Genomic DNA, 24,112 nt, shown 5'->3' with positions numbered 1-24,112 from the left:
AGGTTCAGGTCCTTACAGCTTCTTTAGCTCTTCCGCCAAGTGGACCAGGTGGTCAGCGGTGCTCTTCATGCCGTGGACGATGGCGCCTTGCTCTTCAATCGCGGCGGCGACGGTGTTGGTATTTAGGTTCACTTCCGCGACGCTCGACGTAATATGATCGTTGGCCGAGACCACCGAATCAATATTTTGACGAATCCTCGCCACACGGTCGGCAATATCCTTGGTAGCGGCCGACGTGCTTGTTGCCAACGATTTTACTTCTGAGGCGACCACCGCAAAGCTGCGCCCGGCTTCCCCCGCCCTGGCCGCTTCGATGGTAGCATTCAAGGCCAACAGATTGGTTTGTTCAGCCAATTCGCGGATCGCCATAACGATGCCGTCGATCTCTTGGCTGCAATCGGAAAGCTGACGAATCGAGGTTCCTGCAGAAACCACTTCTTCATCCGTTTCCTGAGCGAGTTCCGCGTTGCGACTGATTCGGTCGCTGATCTCTTCGATCGCGGCCGCCATTTCTCCCACGTTACCGGCAACCGTGTGCCCGACGTCCGCCAGCGACCCAATTTGCCCTCGAATTTGAGTCTGCTCGGTGATGATGTTCCACGATGCCATCGGCCCGATGTACTGGCTTGCCTGGTCGTAGATGGCACAGACGTTCAGTTCGATCGTCTCGTCACCCAGCTGAAATTGTGTTTGCAGAGGAAGGTTCTTTGGGTCGCTTAGCAGCCTCGCTTGATGGCTTGGATCTTGATGGAACAGGCCGATCGAGGAACCGACAATTTGGTCGATGGAAACGGGCAGCAAGTGCTGAATTTTTTGGAAAGTCCGAAGCGATGTCGGATTGATATAACGGATAATCAGATCACGGTCGGCGAACATGATGTTGAGAGGTAGATTCTCGATCATGTTCCGCTGACGTGTTTCTTCTCGCCGTTCCTCGAGTTGCTGGCTGATATCGGTTGCGATCTTCAGAATCTTGATCGGCTTGCCAACTTCGTCGCAAACCGGATTGTAAGTGGCTTGAAGCAGCACCGTAGACCCATCCTTGGCAATTCGCTCGAAGGTACCAGATTGGAACGTTCCCGACTTTAGCTCCTGCCAAAACGAACGATATTCGTCACTCGCAGCATATCGCTCGAAGACTAGCTTGCGGTGATGCTTCCCCTGTAATTCTTGAAGCGTGTAGCCGAACTTTTCCAGGAAGTTGTCGTTAGCCGTGAGCACCCGTCCTGAGAGATCGAGTTCGATTAGCAGGGCCGAGCGATCAATTGCCGCCAGCAAGGCATCGTTTCGATTATCGCAAGCCACCGGCTCAACGGTCTTGGATCGGGAAAAGAAGGAAAAGAGCGACGCGGGAATCAGGCCAAACATGGTTATTGAACGGAACTACGAACTACGGGGTGGAAATAACCGACAAAACAGCACTGGTTGCGCTGGTTGAGAAATGCTAGTTCAGTAGTTAGCTAATGTTTAATGCTCACTCAGATTATTATCCGGATTGTGCAACTAAGCCGCCCGGAGGTCGGGGTAGAAGCCAATACAGCTCCTACAACCCGCCCCGCGTTTTCCTTGCGATTCACAATCTGGCAGCATCGCGTTTGCCTATTTCTTGCCCTTTCGTTCGTTTAGCTGCTGGGAGAGTTGCTGGACGTCTTCCTTCAGCTTCAGGCGATTGACGACGTTATTGTCCTCGGCTGGATCGTGTTCGTGATCGTAAAGCATCTTGGCCTCGACATCTTGTTGCTTGCCGGAGTATTCGGTGTAACGGAAGTTATCACTGCGGATCGTGTCACCGGTCCCGAAGCGACCAATCGCGAACGGTTTGCCTTTCGCAGTCGGTTCTTTCAAAAGGGGAACGAAGCTTTCGCCTTGGCAATGCTCGGGTACCTCGAGACCGCACAATTCGCATAGCGAAGGATAGATATCGATGAACTCGGTCAGCGCCGCCGTTTTCTGTCCAGCGTACTTACCAGGGACTTTCACGATAAGCGGGGCATGCATCGAAGTTTCAAAACAGGAGTGTTTGCACCACAACGTATGCTCACCCAGATTCCACCCATGGTCGCCCCACAGAACAACGATCGTGTCGTTCGCGAGATCTAACCGGTCGAGCTCGTCCAGCAGCTTGCCGATGTTGGCGTCGGTGTAGCTGACACAAGCATAGTAGCCGTGGATCATGTTCCGGGCGGTTTCGTCGCTCACAGGACCTTTACGAGGAATTCCCGCGTAGGCTCGCAACTCGCCAGAGTTGTGAATCGCGGCGTCGGGCGCGTTCTTTGGACGATGGTAGGTTTCGGGCAAATGGATCGTTTCAGGATCGTACAGGTCCCAATACTTCTTGGGAGCGACAAACGGAAGGTGCGGCTTGAAGAAGCCAACGGCCAAGAAGAATGGATTGCCTTCCTTCTTCAAGCGACGCAGATCTTGGATCGCCTTGTTAGCTAGTTTGCCATCTTTGTAGAAATCGTCTTCCACGTTGGCTGATTCGTATGCGGGGCCTCGCTTTTTGGGTGTCGTTTTCGCGGCGGCCAGGCTCTCTTCCAGCTTGTATGTCGGACCTTTCGGGCGCCATGCGGGCTGCGACCAACCTACCTCGCTGTCGGTCGGATGATGAAAGATCTTTCCGTTGGAGATAGTCGTGTAACCGTTGTTTTTGAAATGTGTATTTAGCGTGGTGATTCCGGGGGCGTCCTTCTCAGCCCATGCCAAATGATTGATGAATCGCGTTGGATGAGGGCGAATGCTGGTCATTAAGGCGGCCCGAGAAGCGCCACATGTGGGGACCATGCAGTAAGCTCGTTCAAACACGGTTCCCGTCGACGCAAGTCGATCGATGTTGGGGGAACGGATGTGCGGCATTCCGTAGCAGCCGATTTCTGGCCGGAGATCGTCCACGGCAATGAACAACACGTTTGGTCGATCAGCCGCTTCGGTTACGGCGCAGACGGCCAACACCCACACGAGTGCAAGATGGGAGAAACGCATGGAGAGAATTCCATTAAGTAGGCGGAAAGGGATGGGGAGGGGAGTATCTCAAGCATTCTTGCCTTGGAAGCCTCTCACTTGCAACTCAATTTGTCAGATTTCTGTCTTGAAGATTGGCGACGTGTCCGCAAGCCAGCATGGGAGAACCGTCCGTTTTCTTAGAGATTTACGACATCAAGCCTTGCAAATTTACATGTGAATTCGTGAGGTTTGGTTGAATAATAATTCATTGAGAATATTGTTTTGTAGTGCTAATTTGAATTACTCGCTCGTTAGCTTGTGGTGTCGGCTTGTCTGTTACCTTTAGGCGAAGATTTACTTCGGCTACCCGCAAGTGAAACGTGACGCCAGGTCGGCTTACTTTTCATCTAATCCCTTCGTTTTGGTCTGGTGTTTCTGGACTCGGTTTGACTCTCACTGCGGGTGTCAACGACCGCGTCTGAGTGCTCACTCCCGTCATTGCAAACACAAAGGTTTTCTTATGCTCATCAAGTCGTCACAGCCAATTCGTCGCCGCGTGCGGCATGGCTTTACGCTCGTCGAACTGCTGGTGGTGATCGCCATCATCGGTGTGTTGATTGCTTTACTGTTACCAGCCGTTCAACAAGCTCGTGAAGCAGCTCGCCGAATGCAGTGCACCAACCAGCAAAAACAGCTGGCCTTGGCGATGCACAATTTTCACGATACCTATGGAAACCTGCCCGCTGGTAGCTACGGCAACGGAGCCCCACACAACTATGGACGTGATTCCTGGTCGTGGTACGGCTACATCTTGCCGTTCATCGAACAAAACGCGATGTATGAGCAACTGAACTTTGAAGAAAAGATCAACGGAGCTGCATACCGTGGCGGTAACTGTCGCAAAGAATTGCTCACAGGCATGCTCTGTCCTTCGGATGACACCAAGATTCAGGAAGAAGGAATCGACAACTGGCAGAACGCATTGCATAACTACGTGGTTTGCTACGGTGACTCGAACTTCAACTCGGGTACCCCCTGGAATGTTGTCGATGGTTACGCAGGCAAGGCTGGTATGTTCGTGCCCGAGAAGAAAGCCGGTTTGCGAGATTGTACCGATGGTCTCTCAAATACCTTGTTGTTCTCTGAGATCATTACACCAGCCACGGAGAACACTTGGAGTTCGCTCGGACGAACTCAAGTCGCGATGGGTGCTGGCTTCACGACCTACTTGACTCCAAATGCTGATGCAAATGATCGCACTAATCGCTGTCATACCAACCTGGGCGGCAACTTAGGAGCGAAGTGTACCCAGCACGCCGATTGGGACTGGGGAGCGAACGTGGTTGCTGCTCGAAGCTGGCATCCTGGTGGCGTGAACGTCGCCCTGACCGACGGCTCGGTTCGATTCGTCTCGGAAACGGTTCAATTGAACTCGTGGCGTTGGCTCGGCTCGCGGAGCGATGGGCAAGTGATCGGTGAGTATTAATCGCCACTGACTATATCACTTAGCTTTCATGTGTTCACTCTATCAATGGGGTACCTTATCCGTGACAAAGACAAACGGCCTTTGGTCGGCACTACTAATCGTTGCCTTGGCTCCCATGGCCATCGGGTGTGATTCCGATGGAAAGGTTCACATCGAGGGCACTGCAACCTGGAATGGAACCCCCATTGAAAACGGCTACGTCGAATTGCAGCCGCTCAACGGGGAAGGGCAGTTCGCTAGTGCTGAGATTGCTGACGGCAAGTTCACACTTAGCACGCTGCCTGGAAGTCGGCGGGTGAAAGTGACCGCGCAGAAGAAGATTGGCGAGACTGCCCCGACCGAGCGGATCCCCGAGCCAGAACCGATCATGTTCCAGTTCATTCCGCCGGAATTCAACTCCGAATCGACTTTGGAAATGAAGATCAGCGAGAGCGATCCTACGCTGAATTTGGACTTGAAAGGGAATGAGTTGCAATCGAGCCAAAAACTGGACGCAGCTGCCCAACAGCGGAAGCGAGCGCAAGGAGGAACTTGATCGCGGCCTGATCGGTCAAGCGAGAATCCAACGCGACGAGGCCTGGATAGCGTGGTTTCCTGGAAGTTGACTTCTGGGAACCTTGGTTATTCAGGCCTTTTTTCTGCGCGGGGTTGTTGGTTGACGCACCTAGACGGGGAACTTAGAGTGAAGTTCTCATGCCGCAGGCGCCCAGTTGCCTGCTTCCCCTTCACCCCTTCTCGTTGCGATGCCCCCTGCCATGAAGAATTGTTTGCTTGCGCTAACCCTCGTCAGTTTCTTAGCCCCGCCGTTAATCGCCGCTGAAGAGCGTCTGCCAAATGTCGTTCTTATAGTGACCGACGACATGGGCTACGCTGATATGAGCAGCCAGGGAGCGAAAGACTTCGCGACGCCCAATCTCGATCATCTGGCGAAGCAAGGAACTCGGTTTACCGACTTCTATGTGGCTCAGCCCGTGTGCACGGCCAGCCGTGCGGCGTTCTTAAGTGGCTGTTACCCAAACCGGCTCAGCTTGCAAGGCGCGCTTAACCATACGAGTAAGAATGGAATCCATCCGGACGAATACCTGCTTCCAGAGATGTTCAAAGACATGGGGTATGCCACGGCCGGAATGGGAAAGTGGCACCTAGGAACCGTGATGGAATTCTGGCCGACACGCAACGGCTTCGATGAATGGTTTGGCACACCTTACTCGAACGACAACACGAAATATCATCCCGTCTTGGCGGACGAGATGCCGCCGTTTCCGTTATACGAAGGGGAGAAGGTAATCGAGCTTGATCCAGATCAAACGCTCTTCACCAAGCGAATTACCGAAAAGGCCGTTTCATTTATCGAACGCAACGCGGAACGCCCTTTCTTTTTGTACGTTCCCCACATCATGCCGCATGTGCCAATTTTCGCTTCAGAAGAATTTCGCGGTCGCACCGAACACGGGCTGTATGGGGATGTGATCGAAGAGGTCGACTGGAGTGTCGGCGAAATCATGCGAACGCTCGATCGCTTGAAACTGACCGACGATACAATCGTCATTTTCTTCAGCGACAACGGCCCTTGGCCAAGCTACGGAGAGCATGCGGGCTCGGCAGGTCCTTTCCGCGAAGGAAAACTCACGACATTTGAAGGGGGAGTGCGAGTTCCCTGCATTATGCGCTGGCCTGGTCATATCCCAGCTGATCGTGTTTGTGCCGAGCCGCTCATGGCCATCGATTTAGTACCTACGCTCACCAAGATCATCGGAGGAAAGATGCCGATGAAAAAGATCGACGGTGTGGATATCAGCGCGGTAATGCTAGGCGAAGAGAATGCCAAGTCACCCCACGACGCGTTGTTCTTCTACGGAGGAACCGGGCTGCAAGCAGTGCGAAGTGGTAAATGGAAGCTTCATTTCCCGCATCCCTACATCACCGTTGCCGGTGAGCCTGGCAAAGGTGGCAAGCCTTCCAATTGGGGCAAGAATCAAGCCCAATCGATTACGCAGAGCGGTATTGAAGGTATCGCAAGTCGACATGGAGGCCGTGTCGAGGAGATCGAGTTGTCGTTGTTCGACATTACTAAGGACCCAGGTGAAACGAACAATCTCGCTGCCCAGTACCCGGAGGTCGTGGCTCGACTCAAGAAGCTGGCCGAGCCAATTCGTGAGGAGTTAGGGGACTCGCTAACAGGCGTCGAAGGAAGCGGTATCCGCGAAGCTGGCTGGGTGCAGTAAGGTACTAAGCCGCGTGCTGAAGGATCTGATAATGTTGGTTGGCTAGTTCGATACGAACGAGCCCTGCCACGAATCTTGGAAAATCGACCCGAGCGACAAGCCTAGCCAGACTCTTCGCTTCTGCTGGAAGCTGAAGTTTGCGAGCCGCTTGGGTTACCTTGGCATCCGCATAGGGGTAGACTTCGCTCCAAACACCCTGAACTTCGCGCAGGAAGATATCAGCTCCAGTGGGTCCGATTCCTTGGAACTGTTGCAGAAGGTGCTGCTGTTTCGCGACATCGTTCCCAGCCTCATCGCGAAGTTTGCGTAAATCACCATCATAACGCTTGATCAGAAACTGTGCCGTTTTTCCGAGCTGCGTTGAGCCTCGTTCGTCGAAGCGTTTGTAGCCGTTGTCGGTGATCGTCTCTACGCGATCTTGCCATCTGGTATCGACCATCTTGCGTGGTGTATCGAGATTGGCCTGCCGCAGAGCGGTGGCAGCTTCGACGGCTTGATCTGAGGCAATCCGCGCGCTCATCAAGAGCGACGCGTTGAGAAGTTGAAAGAGGGGGGCAGGCGCGTTCTTCAGGCGGATTCCGATTTGTTGCGAGTAGGTTTCGCCATGGGTATTGAGAACAGTCTTGGCGATTGATTTCTGAGTTGGCTTCGTCATGGCGATTCTCCCTGAAGTCACTTTTTACCAGGAGAAGGTGCAACCGACGTGCCAGACGCGAATTAAGTCCCCTCGTCCTTCTCAGGGGCTGCATTCAAGTATTCTGCCAGCTTTTCCAATTGATCGGTGCCGATCAGATCGACTCCGGCTTGGTGGAGTTCCGCCCACACGCGTGAATTCTCAGGGGTGGCCCAGAAGCGGACCTTGCGTCCTTTGGCGTGAGACCTATCGACAATGCTCTTTAGTTTCTCACGCTCCGCCGCTGGCATCTCGCCGCTTCCCTTCCACTTGAAGTGGTTGTTCCAATTGTCACTGATCAGGGGCAGCAAGTCGCTGGGAGCTTCGCGGTATAAATCGGAAACGCGACCATCGATACCAGCATAGCGTGGATTCGATTTCGCGATCTCCTTCTGGGCGCGATCGCCGCTGATAATCACGGTAAGGGCTTTCTGATGAAACTCACCATCCTTAGTGACCGAGACGATATCGGCGTACTTCGTCAACAGTTTATCGAGCACCGCGTAGGCCTCCGCACCATCCTCTTTGATGTCGACGAGCAGGATCATACGGGCAGGTTCAGAGTAAACCTGACCAGCATTTGCTTCGATCCGTTTCTTCAGCGGAGCCAAGTAGAGTGATTCCAGCGAACGGTCACGACGCAGTTCCCTGCGAAAGTGACCGACTAGTAGTTCATCACCAACGAGAAAGACATCGGCTTCCACACTCGTAAATCCCTGGTCGAGCGCATCGAACAGCGGCCGCTGGTGGTAATAGTCGTTATGGGCATGCGCGCAGGAAAGAGGATTGGGCTCGGCAGCATTTGCCTGACTGACAACCGTAACCGAAAGGATGCCCAGCACGATCAGGGAGACAAAGTGGTGCGACATCCGATATTCCTCGTTCAGTAAAACTATAAGCCCAGCACGTCGTTCATATTGTACAAGCCTGGCTTCTTGCCTGCAGCAAACTTAGCGGCTTGCAGGGCTCCGCTGGCGTAGCAGTCGCGATTGCTCGCACGAACGGTCAACTCGATTGTTTCGCCTAAGAGGCCGAAGATGATTGTATGTTCGCCGGGATTATCGCCAGTTCGAATTGCGTGATAAGCGATTTCGTCGTGTGGCCGAGCACCTGGGCGTCCTTCCCGTCCGTGAATGTGTCGCGTGATTCCCATTTTATCCGCGATAAGTTCACCAAATCTTAAAGCGGTTCCGCTCGGGCTATCTTCCTTGAAGCGGTGATGGCGTTCCAGGATCTCAACATCGGCACCGCCTGGGATGTCCTTGAGTGCTTCCCCAGCGATCTCGCACAGCTTCATCGTCAAGTTTACCGTCGTGCTCATGCTGGGAGCCCAAACGACGGGAATCACGTTGGCGGCTTCGCGGATCTTGGCTTTGTGTTCATCTTCCAATCCAGTGGTGGCCATCACCAATGCGGCCTTCGCGGCAACGGCTCGTTCGACTGCCGCATGAGCACCTTCCGGAACGGAGAAGTCGATGATCGCATCGTATGGCTCGTCGGTTTTTTCGATCAAGTGCAAGCCAAGTTCACCCACGCCAGCAACTTCGCCGGCATCTTTGCCGAACTTGGGATGGCCGGTGTATTCGAAACATGCGACCAGTTCCAAAGACTCGTCCTGGCAGCCTAACGCGACCAAGCGTTGACCCATTCGGCCTGCGGCCCCGTTGATGGCAACTTTCGTAGGCATGAGTATTCTTTCTACGTTGAGGAAAATGCATGCCCACGCAGACGAAGGCATGCTACCCAAAGAGGATGAGTGAATCGTTCGAGGGATGATCCCACATACCAGTCTTCGCTCTCTACGAGCGAGCAGACAGATTAGCCGTACAGCTGAATCGCTTGAACGATATCGTTCATGTCGTTCTTTACGGCAACAGCGCGGTTGGCGAACGTGGCTCTTTTAACTCCGCGACTTCCCAATACGCTGTTGAAGGTATCCTGATCGGTCGTGTGATAAGCAACCGTGGCGGTCGGATCTTTCAACAGGTGACCTGTAAGGATACAGACGACACGATCGCTCGGTGCGATGATCCCTTGCTCGCGCAAGATCTTGGCACCCGCTACGCTGGCAGCACTTGCTGGCTCGCAGCCCATACCGCCCGAGCCAACGCGACTCTTGGCGTCCATGATCTCCTGGTCGGAAACTTGACGCACAACGCCATCGCAGTCGCTTAATGCTCGCAGGCATTTATGCAGGTTCACGGGACGATTGATTTCGATTGCGCTGGCCAAGGTCGAGGCCTTGCGGTTCTCGTCGTCCATCTTCTCGTAGTAAGCCGCAATTTTGTGTCGCGGATACTTACCTTCGTTCCAGCGAACGTCTTGATTGTTATACAGCTGATCGAGCGTATCAGCACCACTGGCATTAATTACCGCCAAGCGAGGAATACGGTTGATCAGTCCGAGTTCTTTTAGTTCTGCGAACGCCTTGCCGAAGGCACTGCTGTTGCCGAGATTGCCACCAGGAACAACGATCCAATCTGGCGGTTCCCATTGCAGAGCTTCTAGTACGCGGAACATGACCGACTTCTGTCCTTCGAGACGGAAGGGGTTCACGCTGTTGACCAGGTAAATGCCCATATCCTTGCTGACTTCTTTCACGCGCGCCATCGCGTCGTCGAAGTCGCCAGCGATCTGCAAGGTGAGAGCACCGTAGTCGAGGGCTTGCGATAGCTTGCCGTAAGAGATTTTGCCGCTGCCGATGAAGATCACTGCTTTCATCAGTCGGGTCACGCTGCAGTACATCGCCAACGAGGCACTAGTGTTACCAGTCGAAGCACAAGCTGCCCGTTTCGCGCCGACCATGTGGGCATGTGTGAACGCGGCCGTCATGCCGTTGTCTTTGAAGCTACCGCTCGGGTTCATCCCCTCGTATTGAAGATGAAGCTTGCCAGCATCGAGTCCCACGAACTTGCCGACGTCGTCGGTTTGTTGCAGCAGTGTCTGCCCTTCACCCAGCGTGACGATTTGCTCGTCCGTGGCGAAAGGGAACAGCGAACGGAATCGCCATACACCACTGAAGTTGAGAGGATTGGTTCGTTTGGCCCAATTCGCTTCGATATCCTTCCAGGTCTTGGGCGGTGCCAAGCGATCCCAGTCGTAAGCGATATCCAGCAGATCACCACATTCAGGGCAAGCCACCAAGGTTTGGGAAAGATCGTAGGTCTGGCCGCATTCGGGCGAAATGCACCGTTGAAAAGCCGCAGGAGTCGTGGTCACGCTTTGAAATGCTTATGGTCAAAGGGTTTCGGTAATCGCGGGAGACGCGTCGCCGCGCCGCAGTTTGCCCGAAAATGAGGGTGTGCCGTTAAGTCTAGGACACGCATGCGATTCTACCGGAGTTGGACGCTATCAGAAAAGAACGGTTCGGGAGGAAAAAAGGTTACCCCGCCCACTTCGTCAAAGACATCCCGCTCAGACGCTCCTTGGTTATTGCAGCAAACCTCATGAAAAACAGCCCGACAGTTTGACCCCGTCTGTCTGAACGCTCTACACTAAAGATCCTGCCCACTGGAAGGGTACCAAAGGCATCGATAGCCCCGCTTCGCGAGAATCATCATGGCAAAAACAGGTTCAGGCAAAGGTGCTTACACCGCCGAGGAAGCTCGACCGTATCAGGAAACGCTGCGAATGCTGCGAGCTCGGCTGGTCGGCGACACCAATCACCTGGCGGATGGTGCGCTGAATCGCACAGGCCGCGAAGCTTCAGGGGATCTTTCCAAGATGCCGATCCACATGGCCGATATTGGGTCGGACAACTACGAACAAGAGTTCTCGTTAGATCTTCTGGCAGCCGAGCAGGCAACGCTAGCAGAGGTTGATTCTGCCCTGGCGAGGATCGAGAAGGGCGAGTATGGTGCGTGCGTTGAATGTGGACATCGAATCAAAAAGTCGCGACTCAATGCCATCCCCTACACCCACTACTGCATCGACTGCGCCACCGAGCGAGACCAAGAATCACGTGGATAGCCAATCTTCGGCGGTTCCGCTGAGCCGTTATGTGTTGTTCTTCGGGCTGAGTATCCTGGGGTGTGGATTTGATCTGTGGAGTAAAGCGGCCGTGTTTGCTTGGCTGGGCCAACCGGGGCAGAACAAGTACTTCTGGTTCATCGAGCCGTACGTTGGTTTTCAGACGTCCTTAAATAAGGGGGCACTTTTTGGGCTAGGCCAAGGCTACACGCCGGTGTTTGCGGTGTTCTCGGTTGTGGCGGCTATTGGCATTCTATATTGGCTATTTGTAGCCAAGGCGGCTCATGATTGGCTGCTGACTACCGCTCTCGGACTGATCACCGGCGGAATCTTCGGTAACCTCTACGATCGACTCGGAATTTGGGGCGAAGCGGCCGTTCGAGACTTCATCTTGTTTCGGTACAACGATCAATACGTCTGGCCGAATTTCAACGTGGCTGACTCTCTGTTGGTTGTCGGAGCAGGGCTTATGCTGTGGCATTCTTTCTTTATCGCTCCGAAAGCCGCGTCTGAATCAGACGCCGCCGCGACCGGCCACTAAACAACCTCTGGTTGATCAGTTATTCGGCAACCGCCGCGTTCGATGCGCAAGAGCGTTGCGCTAAACGTGCGATTTCTGCCTGTCTGATTAGTGGTAAAATCGAATCCATTCCTTATTAGAAATGGCCTCTGGGTATTCTGTGACCACTAGGCGGTCTCTTAGCGGGGCTTGTCCCCCTTACCATGGCTGCCGCGATTATTATTTTGTTCAAAACGGCAAAACCCGCAGATATTTGACTTGAAAGCCCTATGAAATAGGCGTATTCTCCACTTTTACCGCGTTTGGGGTGTAAGCAAGTTCGCTGGTCTTTTCTGTAAACTATGCTTTCATGAAGAAGTTCGTAGCTGGCAGTTTTTCTGCTAGACGGCAAGTGGCTCATGATATCGCTCCGAATCGTTTTTAGAGCGGCAAAGGAAAAGGCAGGCGGCTAATGCTTACGTTGCGTTGGATCATCGGAAGCATCAGAAGAGGTGTTATCGACTGAGTTTTTTCAATCAATCACCTGTACGTATGATCTCACGATCGTTCCATCAAGAAAGAGGGCAGTGGAATGAAATTATCGAGAACAGTTGCCTATGCATTACAGGCAACCATGCAGTTGGCGGTGTCGGATTCAGATACTCCGGTACCTTGTAGCCAGATTGCCTCGAAGGGAGATATGCCGGAGCGTTTTCTGCTTCAGGTCCTTCGTAGTCTGGTAAACCATGGGGTTCTTCGTAGCACACGCGGCGTTGACGGAGGCTATATGCTTATCCGTTCGCCTGAAGACATCTCTTTGCTCGACGTTATTGAAGCGATCGAGGGGCCGTTGGATTCCAAGTTGCCCCTACCTGCCGCGCCGGATGATATCACGCATGTGAATCTCCAGAAGGCACTCCAGGATGTGACCGCGACCGCTCGAAAACAGCTGGAGTCGATTAAGATCTCTCATTTGATTACCGCCCCGGCTGTGGAAAGCACCGAGAGTGAATCGGAAGAGATGAACTCGCCGCTGGCAGCAGCGCAGGCTGAAGCGGTCGTAGGAAGTGGTTCTCCTGCGCCTAGTCGGGTGCATCCTATCTAAGGACGTATTCGAGTTTGAGACATTGATGGCGAGGTGATGGAAGTTTTGGATCGATGATGTCGAATCGGGGGCTTGTTCCGCTGAGGCGACCATTCTATTCTCATGTCCATGAACACCTCACAAAATGATCTCGAAAAGCGTTTAGAAGCGGCCCGTCGTTTGGCTCGGGTCGCAGGCAAAAGCACGCTCGAACACTTCCAGCGTGCAGATCTCTCTTTCGAAAAGAAGGAAGATGCATCTCCCGTAACGATCGCAGACCAGAACGCGGAAAAGATTATCCGCAAGGGGCTTAAGGAAGAGTTCCCTGACGACGGGATCATCGGCGAGGAGTTTGGTAGCGAAGAAGGGACCACCGGATACAACTGGATTGTCGACCCCATCGACGGAACCAAGGCCTTCATCGCAGGGGTTCCTCTGTTCGGCACGATGATTGGTGTCGAGAAAGATGGGAAGTCACGCGTTGGCGTAGTTTACATCCCAGGTTTGGACGAAATGATCTCGGCCGCTGAAGGGCAGGGAGCCTGGTACGAGCAGCCGAATCGTCAGCCAGTGAAAGCCCAGGTCAACAAGACCGCTACCCTGGAAGAAGGGATTTTGGTGACCTCGCAGGTCAGCACTTTCAACAAGCGGAACTCCACTCAAGGCTTCTTGGAACTTGAGGAAAGGTCTTTCGTTACAAGGACTTGGGGCGATTGTTACGGCTACATGCTGGTGGCCACCGGCCGTGCTGTGGCCATGATCGACCCAATGATGAGCATTTGGGACGCTGCGGCACTTCAGCCCATCATGGAAGAATCGGGCGGTACTTTCACAAGCTGGACCGGCGAGTCGACCATTTACAGTGGCGACGGAATTGGTACCAACGGCTTGGTTTTAGAAGAAATTCTGGAAGTCTGTCGTAAGTACCCTATGCCGAAGTAGTTGCTGGCGAAACGACTAGCGGGGCAAATGCGATAAGTTGCCACGCGTCGACGCCTTGCGAACTCGCCTCTCAATTGGTAAATTGGTCCGTTTCGTATCAAGCAATAGACGACCGTCTAGGAGTCGCTGGCAATGGCCAACGTGTGTGAAATTTGTGGCAAGGGCCACAGCATGGGCAACAAGGTTACCCTCCGCGGTAAGGCAAAGTACCTGGGCGGTGTCGGTACCAAGATCACGGGTATTACCCGTCGTAAGTTCAAGCCAAATCTGCAGACTGCCAAGGCTGTCATGCCAGATGGCGAACACAAGAAGCTGAAAGTTTGCACGCAGTGCATCCGTAGCGGTTACGTGAAGAAGGTTGTGCGTCATCGCCCCTTCAAGCTTCCTTCGGAAGAACGCGGTCGCTAAATGCCGGTTGTCATGGCCACTCAAGTGTGGCCATGCCCCTTGCTTGCGTACGGATTCAGGAGAAGTTCGATGTCATCGTTGACCCGAGAAGAAGTCGAAAAGGTCTCACTACTGGCCCGTCTTCGTCTTTCAGACGACGAATTGACAACGATGACCGAACAGATGAGTCAAATCGTCTCGTACGTCGAACTTCTTGGCGAAGTGAACACCGATGACGTCGAGCCCATGGCTCATGCCGTCGAACAGCACAATATCTTTGCGGAAGATGTCCCGCACGAGTCGTTGCCGCGTGAAGCCGCACTGGCCAATGCACCCAAACGGGACGAAGAATGCTTCCGCGTCCCAGCCGTGTTGGGTGAGTAAGTCGCCCTGTCGATCTTGCGCATCCATAGCTGTCAACATGACCCTCGATATCGGTGTGCACTCTCGGGTGCTGCGTCTGATCGATCCGGTCACCACGCCAGCGGATAATTCTCTCGACTTTCGCCCGCACGAACTTCTGTTTCCCGGTCTAAGTCCTTACAACGACTAGTCAAGTCGAGCCAATTCCGGCATCATAGGCGGTTTGCAGGCTGCATGCCCAGCGGCGATTCAACGATTCGCCTCCGGTACTTGATCCAGCGTTTCCCTGGCTCGAAATTATCTGACGGAAAGAAAAGGCAAAACGCACGATGGCTTTGTACGAAGCGTCCGCCACCCAGTTGTTGTCTCAGCTTGAATCTGGTGAAGTGACCTCGGTTGAAGTGACCAAGGCCTGCCTCGATCGGATTCGCCAGCACGATAGCCAGATCGGCGCCTTTCTGAAGGTGATGGACGACAAGGCATTAGCCAAGGCCGAGCAGGTCGACAAGAAACGCAAAGCAGGCGAGCCGCTCGGCAAACTGGCGGGAGTTCCGGTTGCTGTCAAGGATCTACTTTGCACTGAAGGTGAAGTCACGACGTGTGCCTCGAAGATGCTCGAGAATTTCGTGCCTCCTTACAGTAGCACCGTCATCAAGAAGCTGGAAGAAGCTGACGCCGTCATTATCGGCAAGACGAACATGGACGAGTTCGCGATGGGCGGCTCGACTGAGAACTCGGCACTTGGCAAAACACGCAACCCGTGGGATACCAGCCTGGTTCCTGGTGGTTCGTCTGGTGGGGCTGCGGCTTGTCTGGCTGCCCAAATGGTCCCTCTGTCAATCGGAACCGACACCGGGGGATCGATTCGCCAACCAGCTTCATTCTGTGGTGTGGTCGGTTTGAAGCCGACTTACGGTCGTGTCAGCCGGTTTGGATTGATTGCTTTCGCCAGCAGCTTGGATCAGATCGGTCCCATGGCACGCACGGCGGAAGATACGGCACTGTTCCTGGAAGCGATCAGTGGACACGATCCCGCCGACTCGACCTCGGCCGATGTGGCTTGTCCCCTGTTTAGCAAAACGGTCGATCAGCCGCTGGAAGGCCTGCGAATCGGCATGGTCAAAGAACACTTCGGTGAAGGGCTCGATGGCGACGTTGAGAAAGCGGTCCGTGAAGCAGTGAAAGTGTACGAGTCGCTCGGCGCGAAAGTCGTTGATATTTCGCTACCGCACAATAAGTATGGGATCGCGACCTATTACATCATCGCCCCGAGTGAAGCTTCCAGTAACTTGGCGCGGTTTGACAGTGCCCACTACGGCCATCGCTGTGATGAAGCAACGATGCTGGCCGAGCTCGAGGAAGAGAAGGCCGCGTTGACGGCAGCGGGCGACGAGGTCGGATTGAAGCGGATGGATACGTCGCTGATTCGCATGTATCGTAAGAGCCGTGCGGAAGGTTTTGGTCCTGAGGTGAAGCGGCGTATCATGCTCGGTACCTACACACTGAGTGCCGGTTACTACGATGCCTACTACCTCAAAGCATTGAAGGTTCGCCGCCTGATTCGTGAGGACTATGACAAGGCATTCAAGTCGGTCGATCTAATCGTCGGACCAACGGCACCTAACCCAGCGTTCGCCGCCGGATCGAAAACGAACGATCCGCTGGCAATGTACTTGGAAGATTTGTACACGGTTACTGCCAACCTGGCCGGGATTCCGGCGATTTCGGTCCCCTGTGGTCTGACCGGCAGTGGTCTCCCGGTTGGCATGCACATGCAGGCACCTGCCCTGGAGGAAGATCGTCTCTTGCGAGCTGCCCAGATGTTCCAGAAAGCCACCGATTGGCATACGAAGATGCCAAGTTTGTAAGTGAGTCGGGGCCGTTTGCGGGCGATGAACGAGGCGAGGCCCTAAACCGGTAACAGGAAATAACCAAGGATGTATATTCTTGGGAATGGATGAAACGATTCCAGGAAAAGTCATGAGCGACGACTACGAAATCATTATCGGGCTGGAAGTTCACGTACAGTTGGCGACGAAGACGAAGCTCTTCTGCCGATGTAGTACCAAGTTTGGCGCGGCCCCTAATACGCAGACATGTCCGGTTTGCTTGGGGATGCCTGGTTCCTTGCCGGTGATGAATCGTGAAGCTTTTCAGCTTGGTTTGAAGACCGCATGTGCGCTCAACTTGAATGTGCCGCGTTTCACTAAGTGGGATCGTAAGAACTATTACTATCCCGACTTGCCGAAGGGATACCAGATCAGCCAGTTCGACCTGCCGATGTCGGAAGACGGCTATCTCTTCATTAGCGATCCCAAGCAGCAGTTCGAGGCGAAGAAAGTTGGCATCATCCGTGCTCACCTCGAAGAAGATGCTGGTAAGTCGATGCACGACGAGGCAGCTGGCAAAGCGGATACACGCGTCGACTTAAACCGAACCGGGACACCGCTGCTGGAAATCGTGAGCCAACCTGACATGCGTTCTCCGCTGGAAGCCAAGGCTTACCTGAACGAACTGAAGCTGATTCTCACGTACCTTGGCGTTTCTGACTGCAACATGCAGGAAGGAAGCTTGCGAGTTGACGCCAATGTTAACCTGCATATCAAGAACGACGGTCCGAAGAAGATCGCCACGCCGATCGTCGAAATCAAGAACATGAACAGTTTCCGCGCGGTCGAACGGGCAATCGCCTATGAAGCCACTCGGCAATACGACGCGTGGAAAGAAGATGGAAAGACCATCGGTGATGCTCCCAAGCAAACACGTGGTTGGGATGATCAGGCCCAAGTCACGCGTCCACAACGCGAGAAGGAAGAGTCGAGCGACTATCGCTACTTCCCCGATCCTGACCTTGCCCCGGTAATCACGACGGCGGAGGAAGTCGAGGCGGTGCAGCAATCGCTGTGCGAATTGCCACTGGCGATCCGCGAGCGACTTCACGATGGCTTTGGAATTCCTGAATACGATGCCGACGTGATCGTCAATCAAGGTCGCGTTGCCGTCGATTACTATGAAGCTCTCGCACTCAAGACGGGCGATCCGAAGATGGCCAGTAACTGGGTGCAGCAAGATGTGCTGCGAGTGCTGAAAGAACGCGATCTCGAATTCGAGCAGTTCCCGATCTCAGTCGAACGCCTGACTACGCTGCTTAAAGCGATCATGGACAAAGAGATCGATACCACGCGGGCCAAAGATGTCTTCACTCAGATGCTCGATAGCGACAAAGACGCTCCGGCAATCATGAAGGAGATGGGAATCGAAAAGGTCGATGATTCGGCCATCGATGATCTGGCTCGCGAAGTGTTGTTGGCTAACCCGAAGGCGGTTGAGGACTTGAAGAACGGCGTTCAGAAAGCGGTTGGTGCTCTTATTGGCCAAGCCAAAAAGAAGAACCCAAATATCGATCCAGGTACCTTCCGTGCCAAGTGCATGGAACTGGTCAAGGACATGTAATGCGTCGGGCTGAACGTGCGGTTATTATCCGTCGTTCACTGCGGCCGACTCGACGCGGCGAAGCTCCAGCCATTTGCCGGGGCGAAAGAAAACGTAATAGGACGCGAGGAAAATCTTCCATCCTCGCAGGGCGCCTCGTACTTCCAGATCAACGGTTTCTCCCGGCTGGATGATTACCAGGAGCGGCGGGGCCTTTGCCCAGTCAATCGAAGCCATTACCAACAGCGTTCCGGACTCGACGGAAATCGTGATCGTCTCGTTGACACGAATCTTTTCACGGTGTCTGCCGTCAACTTTGATGGTGTATGCGCGCAGATAATCCTGATACTGCGTAGGTCGAGTTATACGAAGCCAAGCATCGCCTCTCTCGGCGGAGGCATCTGAGGCTTCTGGTGTTGTAGGGGACTCGAAAGGGTTGATCTCGTCCATCGTGGCCTCGAAAAGTATTGCTTGCCAGGTGACCACTTTAGCGATAGTTTGGTCGCTGGAAAATAAGAGCACCTGGCAAAGGTAGATGAGGCGCTTGTCCCCTTCAACTCGGTCGGCATCATGTTCACTCCCAACGGTATCATCGCACTCACCACAGACTTTCAGGCCGACTCGTTCTACATTGCCGAAATGAAAGCTTCGGCCTTCAAAGTGGCACCGCAAGCCAGGCTTGTTGATGTGACGCATAGCATTTCGCCACAGAGCATCGCGCAAGCAAGTTGGGTCTTGTTACGTGGGGTTGAAGCGTTCCCTCTTGGAACAGTCCATGTTGTGGTAGTTGATCCCGGAGTGGGAACTGCCCGACGTATCGTCGCGGCAATGATCCACGGGCAAGTGATTATCGGTCCGGATAACGGACTATTCGACGTGATTGCTTCCCGCTTTCGAGTTGAAGCGGTATTCGAGATCAACAATCAGGTGTACTACGGCGATAAGTGGTCGAGCACTTTTCATGGTCGTGACATTATGGTTCCCGCCGCCGCGCATTTAGTACGCGGAGTGCCGCTGGACAGTCTCGGCGAACAAGTTAGTCGTCCGCTTGTCGCGACCGAGAGATCGGCGGCGGTGTTGGCTCGAGTCGAGGAGAATGAAATTCACGGGCGATTCGTCTACGCCGATTCGTTCGGTAACTCGGTGACGAATATCTTCGCTCGTGATATTCCGGAAGATTGGAATCCGCAAGCGATACGAATCGAAGGCGCCGGCCAAGTTGTCTTCGGCATTTCATCGACTTACGGTGAACGTGAGCCAGGAGAGTTGGTCGCGTTATTCGGTTCGTCAGGACAACTGGAGCTGTCTGTTGTTCAGGGGGATGCCGCCCAAAAGTACGGGATTCAAGCGGAAATGCCTGTGAAGATCACGCATGAATCCACGTGATTGGGTGGTTTTCCGCCCTTAAACCCTACAAGATGCTTGGCGAAATGCGCGAAGATGGCTAGAATCGCTCGCAAGATTCCTCCTCCTCCCCACATCAGGAATACGTCAACGTGCCGAGTCGCATCTCCGGAAAAGTTGTTTCGATATCCGATTCGGGCGACGCTATTACCGATCTGGACCACGCTAAGCTCGTTGATGTCCCGCGAGATGATCGGACCTCGATTGAGTGTGGCGGGCATACGACGTTGGGGATTTATCCAGCCGATCATGATCAACCTGAAATGACCTATGTGGCTATCTTGGGCCACAGCGGTTATTTAGAACTGTCATTGATTGGCGATAGTGCCGCGAAGTTTCTGGGCCTGAAAGTAAACGACGGTGTCACGATAAAGTGGTAAGGTCGGGTTCTTTCATGTGCGTCCCATCTATCCTTGGAGTCGATAGTTCAGCCGATGACGCACAATTCTTTCGATTCGCCCCAAGAATCCTCTGATACGCATCGAACGGCGGAAGTGGGCGTTGAATCAGCGGCCAATCAGCCGCGGAAATTCGGTTTCTGGTCGGCCTATTTCTTGGTTGTCGCCAGCATGGTTGGGGCCGGAATCCTGACTTCCTCAGGCTTCACGCTGAAAGATACCGCCAATCCGGCTGGCTTGATGGTAATTTGGACGCTGGGCGGAATTTTGGCGTTTTGCGGCACCGTCACGATTGCCGAACTGGCGACGATGCTGCCGAGAGCAGGCAGCGATTATCTTTTCGTGCGCGAGGCATTTGGTCGGGAAGCGGGAATAGTCGTTGGTTGGGCCACGTTTGTCCTGGGCTTTGCGGCACCGACTGCGGTGGTCGGACGACTGGCTGCAAATTACCTATTGATTCCAGTCACGCCACTGTTCGAACAGGCCAATCTCGGAGCGATCGCGGCTTACCTAGAACCGGCCGTGGCAACCGTTTTCATTCTTGTGCTGATGATCGTGCACTGCTTGGGGCATCGCGAAAGCACCAGCATGCAAGTCATGTCGACGTTGCTTAAGCTCTCGCTGTTGGTTGGCTTGGTCGTCCTTGGATTAAGCTTTGGCAGCGGCGATTGGTCGCACTTTGCTCAAAGTCACATGCCAGACTCGAGTGAGTTCTTCACGCTGGGGGTTGGTCTAATCTACGTCAGTTATGCTTACACGGGCTGGAATGCTGCTGCATACGTTGCTGGCGAGGTGCGTTATCCGGAAAGGCTACTACCTAAGAGCTTGATCGCAGGCTGCGCGACGGTGGTCGTGCTCTATCTGCTTGTAAATCTAACGTATGTCTATGCATTGAATCCTCAGACGATGACCGAGCTGAGTTACGGCGAGGTCACACCGGTAGCTCAATTGGCTGCCGTGCATCTGTTCGGGCGAGGCGTGGCTGGCGTGGTTGCGATACTCTTGGGTATCGGGATGCTCGCCTCAGTGAGCGCTTACATGCTGTCCGGACCGCGGATTGCGTTTGCGATGGCCCACGACGGAGCGTTTCCTCAGTTCGCGGCCAGACTGCATGACGAACGCGGGACACCGATCGCCGCGATCATTGTGCAAGGGGTAGTGGCAATCGGTATGGCTTGGTCTGGACCGTTTCTCGACATTTTGAACTACACGGCAATTGGCTTGGCGGTAATTTCTGGGTTGGTTGTGGCCAGCGTGTTTCCACTTCGTCGACGAGAAGATCTGCCGCACCCATTTCGCTTACCCCTTTATCCACTGCCCCCTTTGCTGTATCTGGCCTTGATGGCTTGGATTTTAATCACTGGCCTGCGGCAAGACATTGATGGCCTGATGGGAGAGTCGCCTCGACTTCCCACCACGATCTTAAGTTTGCTGACCATCGCAGCCGGGCTGCCGGTCGCCTATTTATTGGGACGAAAGAAGTCAGGCACTGCTTAGGCGTTACGTGACCGAGGTGGCGTGGGAATGAAACCGGATCAGGTCGATTAGTTTCTCTCGATCGACCGGCTTAGTTGTGTAGTCCGTGCAGCCAGCCTCCACGCAGCGGTTGCGATCCTCGGCCATCGCATGAGCGGTGAGTGCGATGATCGGACCCTCGTATTTATCCTGACGTAGTTTAGTTGCCGCTGTGTATCCATCCATGATCGGCATCTGCATATCCATGAGGATGACATCGAATGGTTCGCCTCGAAGTGAGGCGTTGGTTGCCGCTTGGTAGCCGAGCTGACCGTTTTCGGCAATTTCGACACAGGCTCCTGCCTTCTTGAGCAGGAACGAAATCAGCCGCTGATTATCTGGGCCATCTTCGACCAATAGTACGCGGACATTCGCCAGAATATCCTTCAGTTCCGCTAACTTCCGTGGCGTCTGACGCGGAGTTTCAACGAACTTGTCTGGCTGCTGAAGCGTCGCGTTTTGCAGCGGCCCAGGATCAATCGTCAAACGGAACGTCGTCCCTTGTGACGACGTATCGAGAATAACGAGATCGCCGCCAAGGAGTTTGGCGAACTGTTTACTAATGGTTAATCCCAAGCCCGTTCCGCCGAAGCGACGCGACATCGATCCATCCTCTTGCGTGAACGGCTGAAATAACTTTTCACGCATCGCATCGGAAATGCCGATGCCCGTGTCCGAAATATCAAGCTGCACTTTGCGATCGTTGCCCCGGCCAATTAGGTTGATCACAATCTTGATGCCACCAGACGGTGTAAACTTGATGGAGTTGCTTAGCAAGTTCATCAATATCTGACGCAGGCGAGTCGGATCGGTTTGGATCATCTCGGGCAATGGACCGAGGTATTCCGTCGAGAACGTAAGCTTCTTTTCATCAAGTCGGACTTGCATTAACTGCTGCAAGTCGGCGATCAAACGATGGAGCGAGCAGGGAAGGTGCTCGGTTTGGAATTTACCTGCTTCTATTTTGGACAGGTCGAGCAAGTCGTTTATCAGTGATACCAGATGGGCCCCATTGCGGCGAATGGTATCAATTGCTTCGACGCGTTCAGTCGGTGCTTTGCCGATATCGCCAGATTCTAACAGTACGTCGGCAAAACCCAGGATCGCGGTTAGCGGAGTGCGAATCTCGTGACTCATATTCGCCAGAAACGCACTCTTAGCGCGATTCGCCCCTTCCGCGGCTTCAATCGCACTTCGCAGTTCGTTCGTTTGACGTTGGAGGCGTTGGTGCGACTCTTCGAGAACGAGGCGTTGCAGTTCGATTTCGCGGGTTCGATCAGTCACTTCGCGTTCGACTTCGATCTGCATCCGTTCCATTTCTGCACGGCGATTGGCAATCACCGTCATTTCGCGACAGCTCATCAGGCAGGTATAGATCAGGAAGACGTCCTCGAACAGAACCCATGCCGTGTGCTCGAAGGATCGCTGCCACCCAAAAACAGAGATACCGTAAATCGATTCCGGCCAGATCAAGCCGCGGAAGAAGTGGTCGGCTGCAACTACCAACGATGCGGTTACGAGTACTGTCCAGTCGCGATAGAAAGCCAAAAATGCGAGCGAACCAAAGATATGGAAATGCGATTCAATCCGACCACCCATGAGGTGAATCAGCAGCGAGGAGGCCAACGCTTGGCCTACCGCAATCGTATGACGGGTCAGCGTTGTGCCTGGTAGTTTCCACGCTAACAATACCGGGAAACTACAAATCAGGCCGCCCAGGAACAGTGCCGCCCAAATATGAGGATGGACGAACTTTTGTTGCCCGGCCCAGGTATGGGGGGAAATCCATAATGTGATTGCCAGCCCGGCGATCCACTGAAACAGCATCAACCACGCGAACATCCGATCGGTTCGGCGGTAAATCGCTGTGCGATGTTCTTCTAGCAATTCCCTAGCGCGATCATTGATCGGCCGGTTTTCACTGAACGCCATCATTCAGAGTCCTCGGCTTGCTAGGTGAGTTGGGCTTGGTATCCCATAGCGGACATCCAAATGTCTTCGCGTAATCGACCGAGATTTCTCCACGGCACACATAGCTTTCAATGGTCTGCCGGCCGATGCTGTCCCCTTCGTGTGCGCGGGACGGGGTAATACCACCAGTAAAGACCCGTGATCCATTTGGGTCAAATAGGATGACTTGTCCCGAAGTATTGGCTCCGAAGCGACTTGCTTCGACTCCGTCTCGATCAACGATTCGTTCCGCACCTGGAATTTGTTCTGCCAAGTCAACAATGGGAGATTCAAGCCAATCAGCTTCCGCATCGGCTGGTTGATACATGAGTATCTTGATGGCAAGTTGATCCTGGCATTGCGATTGAATTCGCGCAAGCTCGTTGAGCGTTGCCAGCGAGCACGCGCATCGTGGATGCAGGAAAACCAGTAAGTTACAACGTGTCGAATCACGGGAAATATCGGTCGAGTTAGGCCATCGAGAAACAATCTCAGGGTGCGGCTTGGCGTCGTGCTGATAAATCAACATCGCAAGAAAGCCTGCTCCCACCAACGAAATCCAAACGGCAAACATGGCCGTTAATATGGTGCGGTTCGACGTCGTATACGTCGCATTCCGAAATCCAGCATGCTGGATGTGAGAGTTGCTTTCCATTTATCTGCTGCCCCAGATTTGCTTGACTGTTCAGCGTTAGCGCACTTTTGGGCGCACTATGTCTGAGTTCAAGCGTAGGTCAGTACAGAATTGCAACCAGCAGAGAGAGAAGAGGATGCATGATTCCGCAATGCGATTGTAGGGAACCTAGCGAAAGTAACGGATATTCTGGCACTTATTAAGGAAT

The 24,112-nt window shown here is 53.7% G+C and carries 24 protein-coding genes; 15 read left to right on the top strand and 9 right to left on the bottom strand.

Annotation, left to right across the window (positions count from 1 at the left end):
* Positions 1–12: 12 nt before the first annotated feature.
* Complete coding sequence (locus tag C5Y83_RS08600; protein WP_105329267.1) at positions 13–1,368, bottom strand: methyl-accepting chemotaxis protein; 1,356 nt, start codon at positions 1,366–1,368, stop codon at positions 13–15.
* Positions 1,369–1,599: 231 nt separating this feature from the next.
* Positions 1,600–2,982, bottom strand: a complete 1,383-nt coding sequence (locus C5Y83_RS08595; RefSeq protein WP_105329266.1) for a sulfatase — start codon at positions 2,980–2,982, stop codon at positions 1,600–1,602.
* Positions 2,983–3,463: 481 nt separating this feature from the next.
* On the opposite strand from C5Y83_RS08595, the gene C5Y83_RS08590 reads away from it, so the two are divergent.
* The 3 genes from C5Y83_RS08590 (at position 3,464) to C5Y83_RS08580 (ending at position 6,654) form a co-directional block, all read left to right on the top strand.
* Positions 3,464–4,429 carry a DUF1559 domain-containing protein gene (locus C5Y83_RS08590; protein ID WP_105329265.1) on the top strand — a complete coding sequence of 322 codons (966 nt, stop codon included), beginning with the start codon at positions 3,464–3,466 and terminating at the stop codon, positions 4,427–4,429.
* Positions 4,430–4,490: 61 nt separating this feature from the next.
* Entirely contained in the window at positions 4,491–4,964 is a 474-nt protein-coding gene (locus C5Y83_RS08585) for a hypothetical protein (RefSeq protein WP_146117713.1), read from the top strand.
* 220 nt (positions 4,965–5,184) lie between these two features.
* On the top strand, positions 5,185–6,654 hold the full coding sequence (locus tag C5Y83_RS08580; protein ID WP_105329263.1) for a sulfatase: 1,470 nt from the start codon (positions 5,185–5,187) through the stop codon (positions 6,652–6,654).
* Positions 6,655–6,658: 4 nt separating this feature from the next.
* On the opposite strand, the gene C5Y83_RS08575 is transcribed toward C5Y83_RS08580, so the two are convergent.
* The 4 genes from C5Y83_RS08575 to thrC form a co-directional block, all read right to left on the bottom strand.
* On the bottom strand, positions 6,659–7,309 hold the full coding sequence (locus C5Y83_RS08575; protein ID WP_105329262.1) for an endonuclease: 651 nt from the start codon (positions 7,307–7,309) through the stop codon (positions 6,659–6,661).
* 62 nt (positions 7,310–7,371) lie between these two features.
* Entirely contained in the window at positions 7,372–8,196 is an 825-nt protein-coding gene (locus tag C5Y83_RS08570) for a phosphatidylinositol-specific phospholipase C/glycerophosphodiester phosphodiesterase family protein (protein ID WP_105329261.1), read from the bottom strand.
* A 23-nt stretch (positions 8,197–8,219) separates the two neighbouring features.
* Entirely contained in the window at positions 8,220–9,014 is a 795-nt protein-coding gene (gene dapB, locus C5Y83_RS08565) for a 4-hydroxy-tetrahydrodipicolinate reductase (RefSeq protein WP_105329260.1), read from the bottom strand.
* 131 nt (positions 9,015–9,145) lie between these two features.
* Positions 9,146–10,546 (bottom strand): threonine synthase, encoded by a 1,401-nt coding sequence (gene thrC / locus C5Y83_RS08560; protein ID WP_105329259.1) that lies wholly within the window; start codon positions 10,544–10,546, stop codon positions 9,146–9,148.
* Between the two features lie 339 nt (positions 10,547–10,885).
* Here thrC and C5Y83_RS08555 point away from each other — a divergent pair, with 339 nt between their 5' ends.
* The 9 genes from C5Y83_RS08555 (at position 10,886) to gatB (ending at position 18,024) form a co-directional block, all read left to right on the top strand.
* On the top strand, positions 10,886–11,296 hold the full coding sequence (locus tag C5Y83_RS08555) for a TraR/DksA family transcriptional regulator (RefSeq protein ID WP_105329258.1): 411 nt from the start codon (positions 10,886–10,888) through the stop codon (positions 11,294–11,296).
* Complete coding sequence (lspA, locus tag C5Y83_RS08550) at positions 11,289–11,837, top strand: signal peptidase II (protein WP_158262292.1); 549 nt, start codon at positions 11,289–11,291, stop codon at positions 11,835–11,837. Before C5Y83_RS08555 ends, lspA begins: the two co-directional genes overlap by 8 nt.
* Before the next feature lie 550 nt (positions 11,838–12,387).
* Entirely contained in the window at positions 12,388–12,900 is a 513-nt protein-coding gene (locus C5Y83_RS08545) for an RrF2 family transcriptional regulator (RefSeq protein WP_105329256.1), read from the top strand.
* A gap of 102 nt (positions 12,901–13,002) precedes the next feature.
* Positions 13,003–13,821: a histidinol-phosphatase gene (gene hisN, locus C5Y83_RS08540; protein ID WP_233207164.1), complete on the top strand. Its 819-nt coding sequence runs from the start codon at positions 13,003–13,005 to the stop codon at positions 13,819–13,821.
* Between the two features lie 132 nt (positions 13,822–13,953).
* Positions 13,954–14,229, top strand: coding sequence for a 50S ribosomal protein L28 (rpmB, locus tag C5Y83_RS08535; protein WP_105329255.1), 276 nt, complete (start codon positions 13,954–13,956; stop codon positions 14,227–14,229).
* Positions 14,230–14,298: 69 nt separating this feature from the next.
* The gene (gene gatC / locus C5Y83_RS08530; protein WP_105329254.1) at positions 14,299–14,592 is read left to right on the top strand and encodes an Asp-tRNA(Asn)/Glu-tRNA(Gln) amidotransferase subunit GatC; all 294 of its coding nucleotides are present in this window, start codon (positions 14,299–14,301) and stop codon (positions 14,590–14,592) included.
* 37 nt (positions 14,593–14,629) lie between these two features.
* Positions 14,630–14,761: a hypothetical protein gene (locus C5Y83_RS29980; protein WP_261341460.1), complete on the top strand. Its 132-nt coding sequence runs from the start codon at positions 14,630–14,632 to the stop codon at positions 14,759–14,761.
* Positions 14,762–14,900: 139 nt separating this feature from the next.
* A complete protein-coding gene (gatA, locus tag C5Y83_RS08525) occupies positions 14,901–16,439 on the top strand; it encodes an Asp-tRNA(Asn)/Glu-tRNA(Gln) amidotransferase subunit GatA (RefSeq protein WP_105329253.1) in 1,539 nt (512 codons plus the stop codon).
* Between the two features lie 112 nt (positions 16,440–16,551).
* Positions 16,552–18,024 (top strand): Asp-tRNA(Asn)/Glu-tRNA(Gln) amidotransferase subunit GatB, encoded by a 1,473-nt coding sequence (gatB, locus tag C5Y83_RS08520; protein WP_105329694.1) that lies wholly within the window; start codon positions 16,552–16,554, stop codon positions 18,022–18,024.
* 24 nt (positions 18,025–18,048) lie between these two features.
* Here the strand turns inward: gatB and C5Y83_RS08515 are convergent, their stop codons facing one another.
* A complete protein-coding gene (locus C5Y83_RS08515; RefSeq protein WP_105329252.1) occupies positions 18,049–18,453 on the bottom strand; it encodes a hypothetical protein in 405 nt (134 codons plus the stop codon).
* Between the two features lie 120 nt (positions 18,454–18,573).
* Here C5Y83_RS08515 and C5Y83_RS08510 point away from each other — a divergent pair, with 120 nt between their 5' ends.
* The 3 genes from C5Y83_RS08510 to C5Y83_RS08500 all read left to right on the top strand — a co-directional run bounded on the left by C5Y83_RS08510 (position 18,574) and on the right by C5Y83_RS08500 (position 21,302).
* The gene (locus C5Y83_RS08510) at positions 18,574–19,389 is read left to right on the top strand and encodes an S-adenosyl-l-methionine hydroxide adenosyltransferase family protein (protein ID WP_105329251.1); all 816 of its coding nucleotides are present in this window, start codon (positions 18,574–18,576) and stop codon (positions 19,387–19,389) included.
* Positions 19,390–19,499: 110 nt separating this feature from the next.
* On the top strand, positions 19,500–19,787 hold the full coding sequence (locus tag C5Y83_RS08505) for an SAM hydroxide adenosyltransferase (RefSeq protein ID WP_105329250.1): 288 nt from the start codon (positions 19,500–19,502) through the stop codon (positions 19,785–19,787).
* Between the two features lie 54 nt (positions 19,788–19,841).
* Positions 19,842–21,302, top strand: a complete 1,461-nt coding sequence (locus C5Y83_RS08500; protein WP_105329249.1) for an APC family permease — start codon at positions 19,842–19,844, stop codon at positions 21,300–21,302.
* A 3-nt stretch (positions 21,303–21,305) separates the two neighbouring features.
* Here the strand turns inward: C5Y83_RS08500 and C5Y83_RS08495 are convergent, their stop codons facing one another.
* Positions 21,306–23,255, bottom strand: coding sequence for an ATP-binding protein (locus tag C5Y83_RS08495; RefSeq protein WP_105329248.1), 1,950 nt, complete (start codon positions 23,253–23,255; stop codon positions 21,306–21,308).
* Positions 23,239–23,925 (bottom strand): hypothetical protein, encoded by a 687-nt coding sequence (locus C5Y83_RS08490; protein ID WP_105329247.1) that lies wholly within the window; start codon positions 23,923–23,925, stop codon positions 23,239–23,241. Before C5Y83_RS08490 ends, C5Y83_RS08495 begins: the two co-directional genes overlap by 17 nt.
* Between the last annotated feature and the right edge of the window lie 187 nt (positions 23,926–24,112).

Source organism: Blastopirellula marina, assembly GCF_002967765.1.
Taxonomy (GTDB): Bacteria; Planctomycetota; Planctomycetia; order Pirellulales; family Pirellulaceae; genus Bremerella; species Bremerella marina_A.
The sequence above is the reverse complement of the archived record's forward strand: the minus strand, read 5'-3'. Positions and strand labels throughout refer to the sequence as shown.

Coding starts and splice junctions, on each gene's coding strand:
- C5Y83_RS08495 (WP_105329248.1), bottom strand. CDS start 23,255: ATGATGGCGTTCAGTGAAAACCGGCCGATCAATGATCGCGCTAGGGAA.
- gatB (WP_105329694.1), top strand. CDS start 16,552: ATGAGCGACGACTACGAAATCATTATCGGGCTGGAAGTTCACGTACAG.
- gatA (WP_105329253.1), top strand. CDS start 14,901: ATGGCTTTGTACGAAGCGTCCGCCACCCAGTTGTTGTCTCAGCTTGAA.
- gatC (WP_105329254.1), top strand. CDS start 14,299: ATGTCATCGTTGACCCGAGAAGAAGTCGAAAAGGTCTCACTACTGGCC.
- C5Y83_RS08570 (WP_105329261.1), bottom strand. CDS start 8,196: ATGTCGCACCACTTTGTCTCCCTGATCGTGCTGGGCATCCTTTCGGTT.
- dapB (WP_105329260.1), bottom strand. CDS start 9,014: ATGCCTACGAAAGTTGCCATCAACGGGGCCGCAGGCCGAATGGGTCAA.
- C5Y83_RS08510 (WP_105329251.1), top strand. CDS start 18,574: ATGTTCACTCCCAACGGTATCATCGCACTCACCACAGACTTTCAGGCC.
- rpmB (WP_105329255.1), top strand. CDS start 13,954: ATGGCCAACGTGTGTGAAATTTGTGGCAAGGGCCACAGCATGGGCAAC.
- C5Y83_RS29980 (WP_261341460.1), top strand. CDS start 14,630: ATGACCCTCGATATCGGTGTGCACTCTCGGGTGCTGCGTCTGATCGAT.
- C5Y83_RS08515 (WP_105329252.1), bottom strand. CDS start 18,453: ATGGACGAGATCAACCCTTTCGAGTCCCCTACAACACCAGAAGCCTCA.
- C5Y83_RS08545 (WP_105329256.1), top strand. CDS start 12,388: ATGAAATTATCGAGAACAGTTGCCTATGCATTACAGGCAACCATGCAG.
- C5Y83_RS08490 (WP_105329247.1), bottom strand. CDS start 23,925: ATGGAAAGCAACTCTCACATCCAGCATGCTGGATTTCGGAATGCGACG.
- C5Y83_RS08555 (WP_105329258.1), top strand. CDS start 10,886: ATGGCAAAAACAGGTTCAGGCAAAGGTGCTTACACCGCCGAGGAAGCT.
- C5Y83_RS08500 (WP_105329249.1), top strand. CDS start 19,842: ATGACGCACAATTCTTTCGATTCGCCCCAAGAATCCTCTGATACGCAT.
- C5Y83_RS08575 (WP_105329262.1), bottom strand. CDS start 7,309: ATGACGAAGCCAACTCAGAAATCAATCGCCAAGACTGTTCTCAATACC.
- C5Y83_RS08590 (WP_105329265.1), top strand. CDS start 3,464: ATGCTCATCAAGTCGTCACAGCCAATTCGTCGCCGCGTGCGGCATGGC.
- C5Y83_RS08595 (WP_105329266.1), bottom strand. CDS start 2,982: ATGCGTTTCTCCCATCTTGCACTCGTGTGGGTGTTGGCCGTCTGCGCC.
- C5Y83_RS08600 (WP_105329267.1), bottom strand. CDS start 1,368: ATGTTTGGCCTGATTCCCGCGTCGCTCTTTTCCTTCTTTTCCCGATCC.
- hisN (WP_233207164.1), top strand. CDS start 13,003: ATGTCCATGAACACCTCACAAAATGATCTCGAAAAGCGTTTAGAAGCG.
- C5Y83_RS08580 (WP_105329263.1), top strand. CDS start 5,185: ATGAAGAATTGTTTGCTTGCGCTAACCCTCGTCAGTTTCTTAGCCCCG.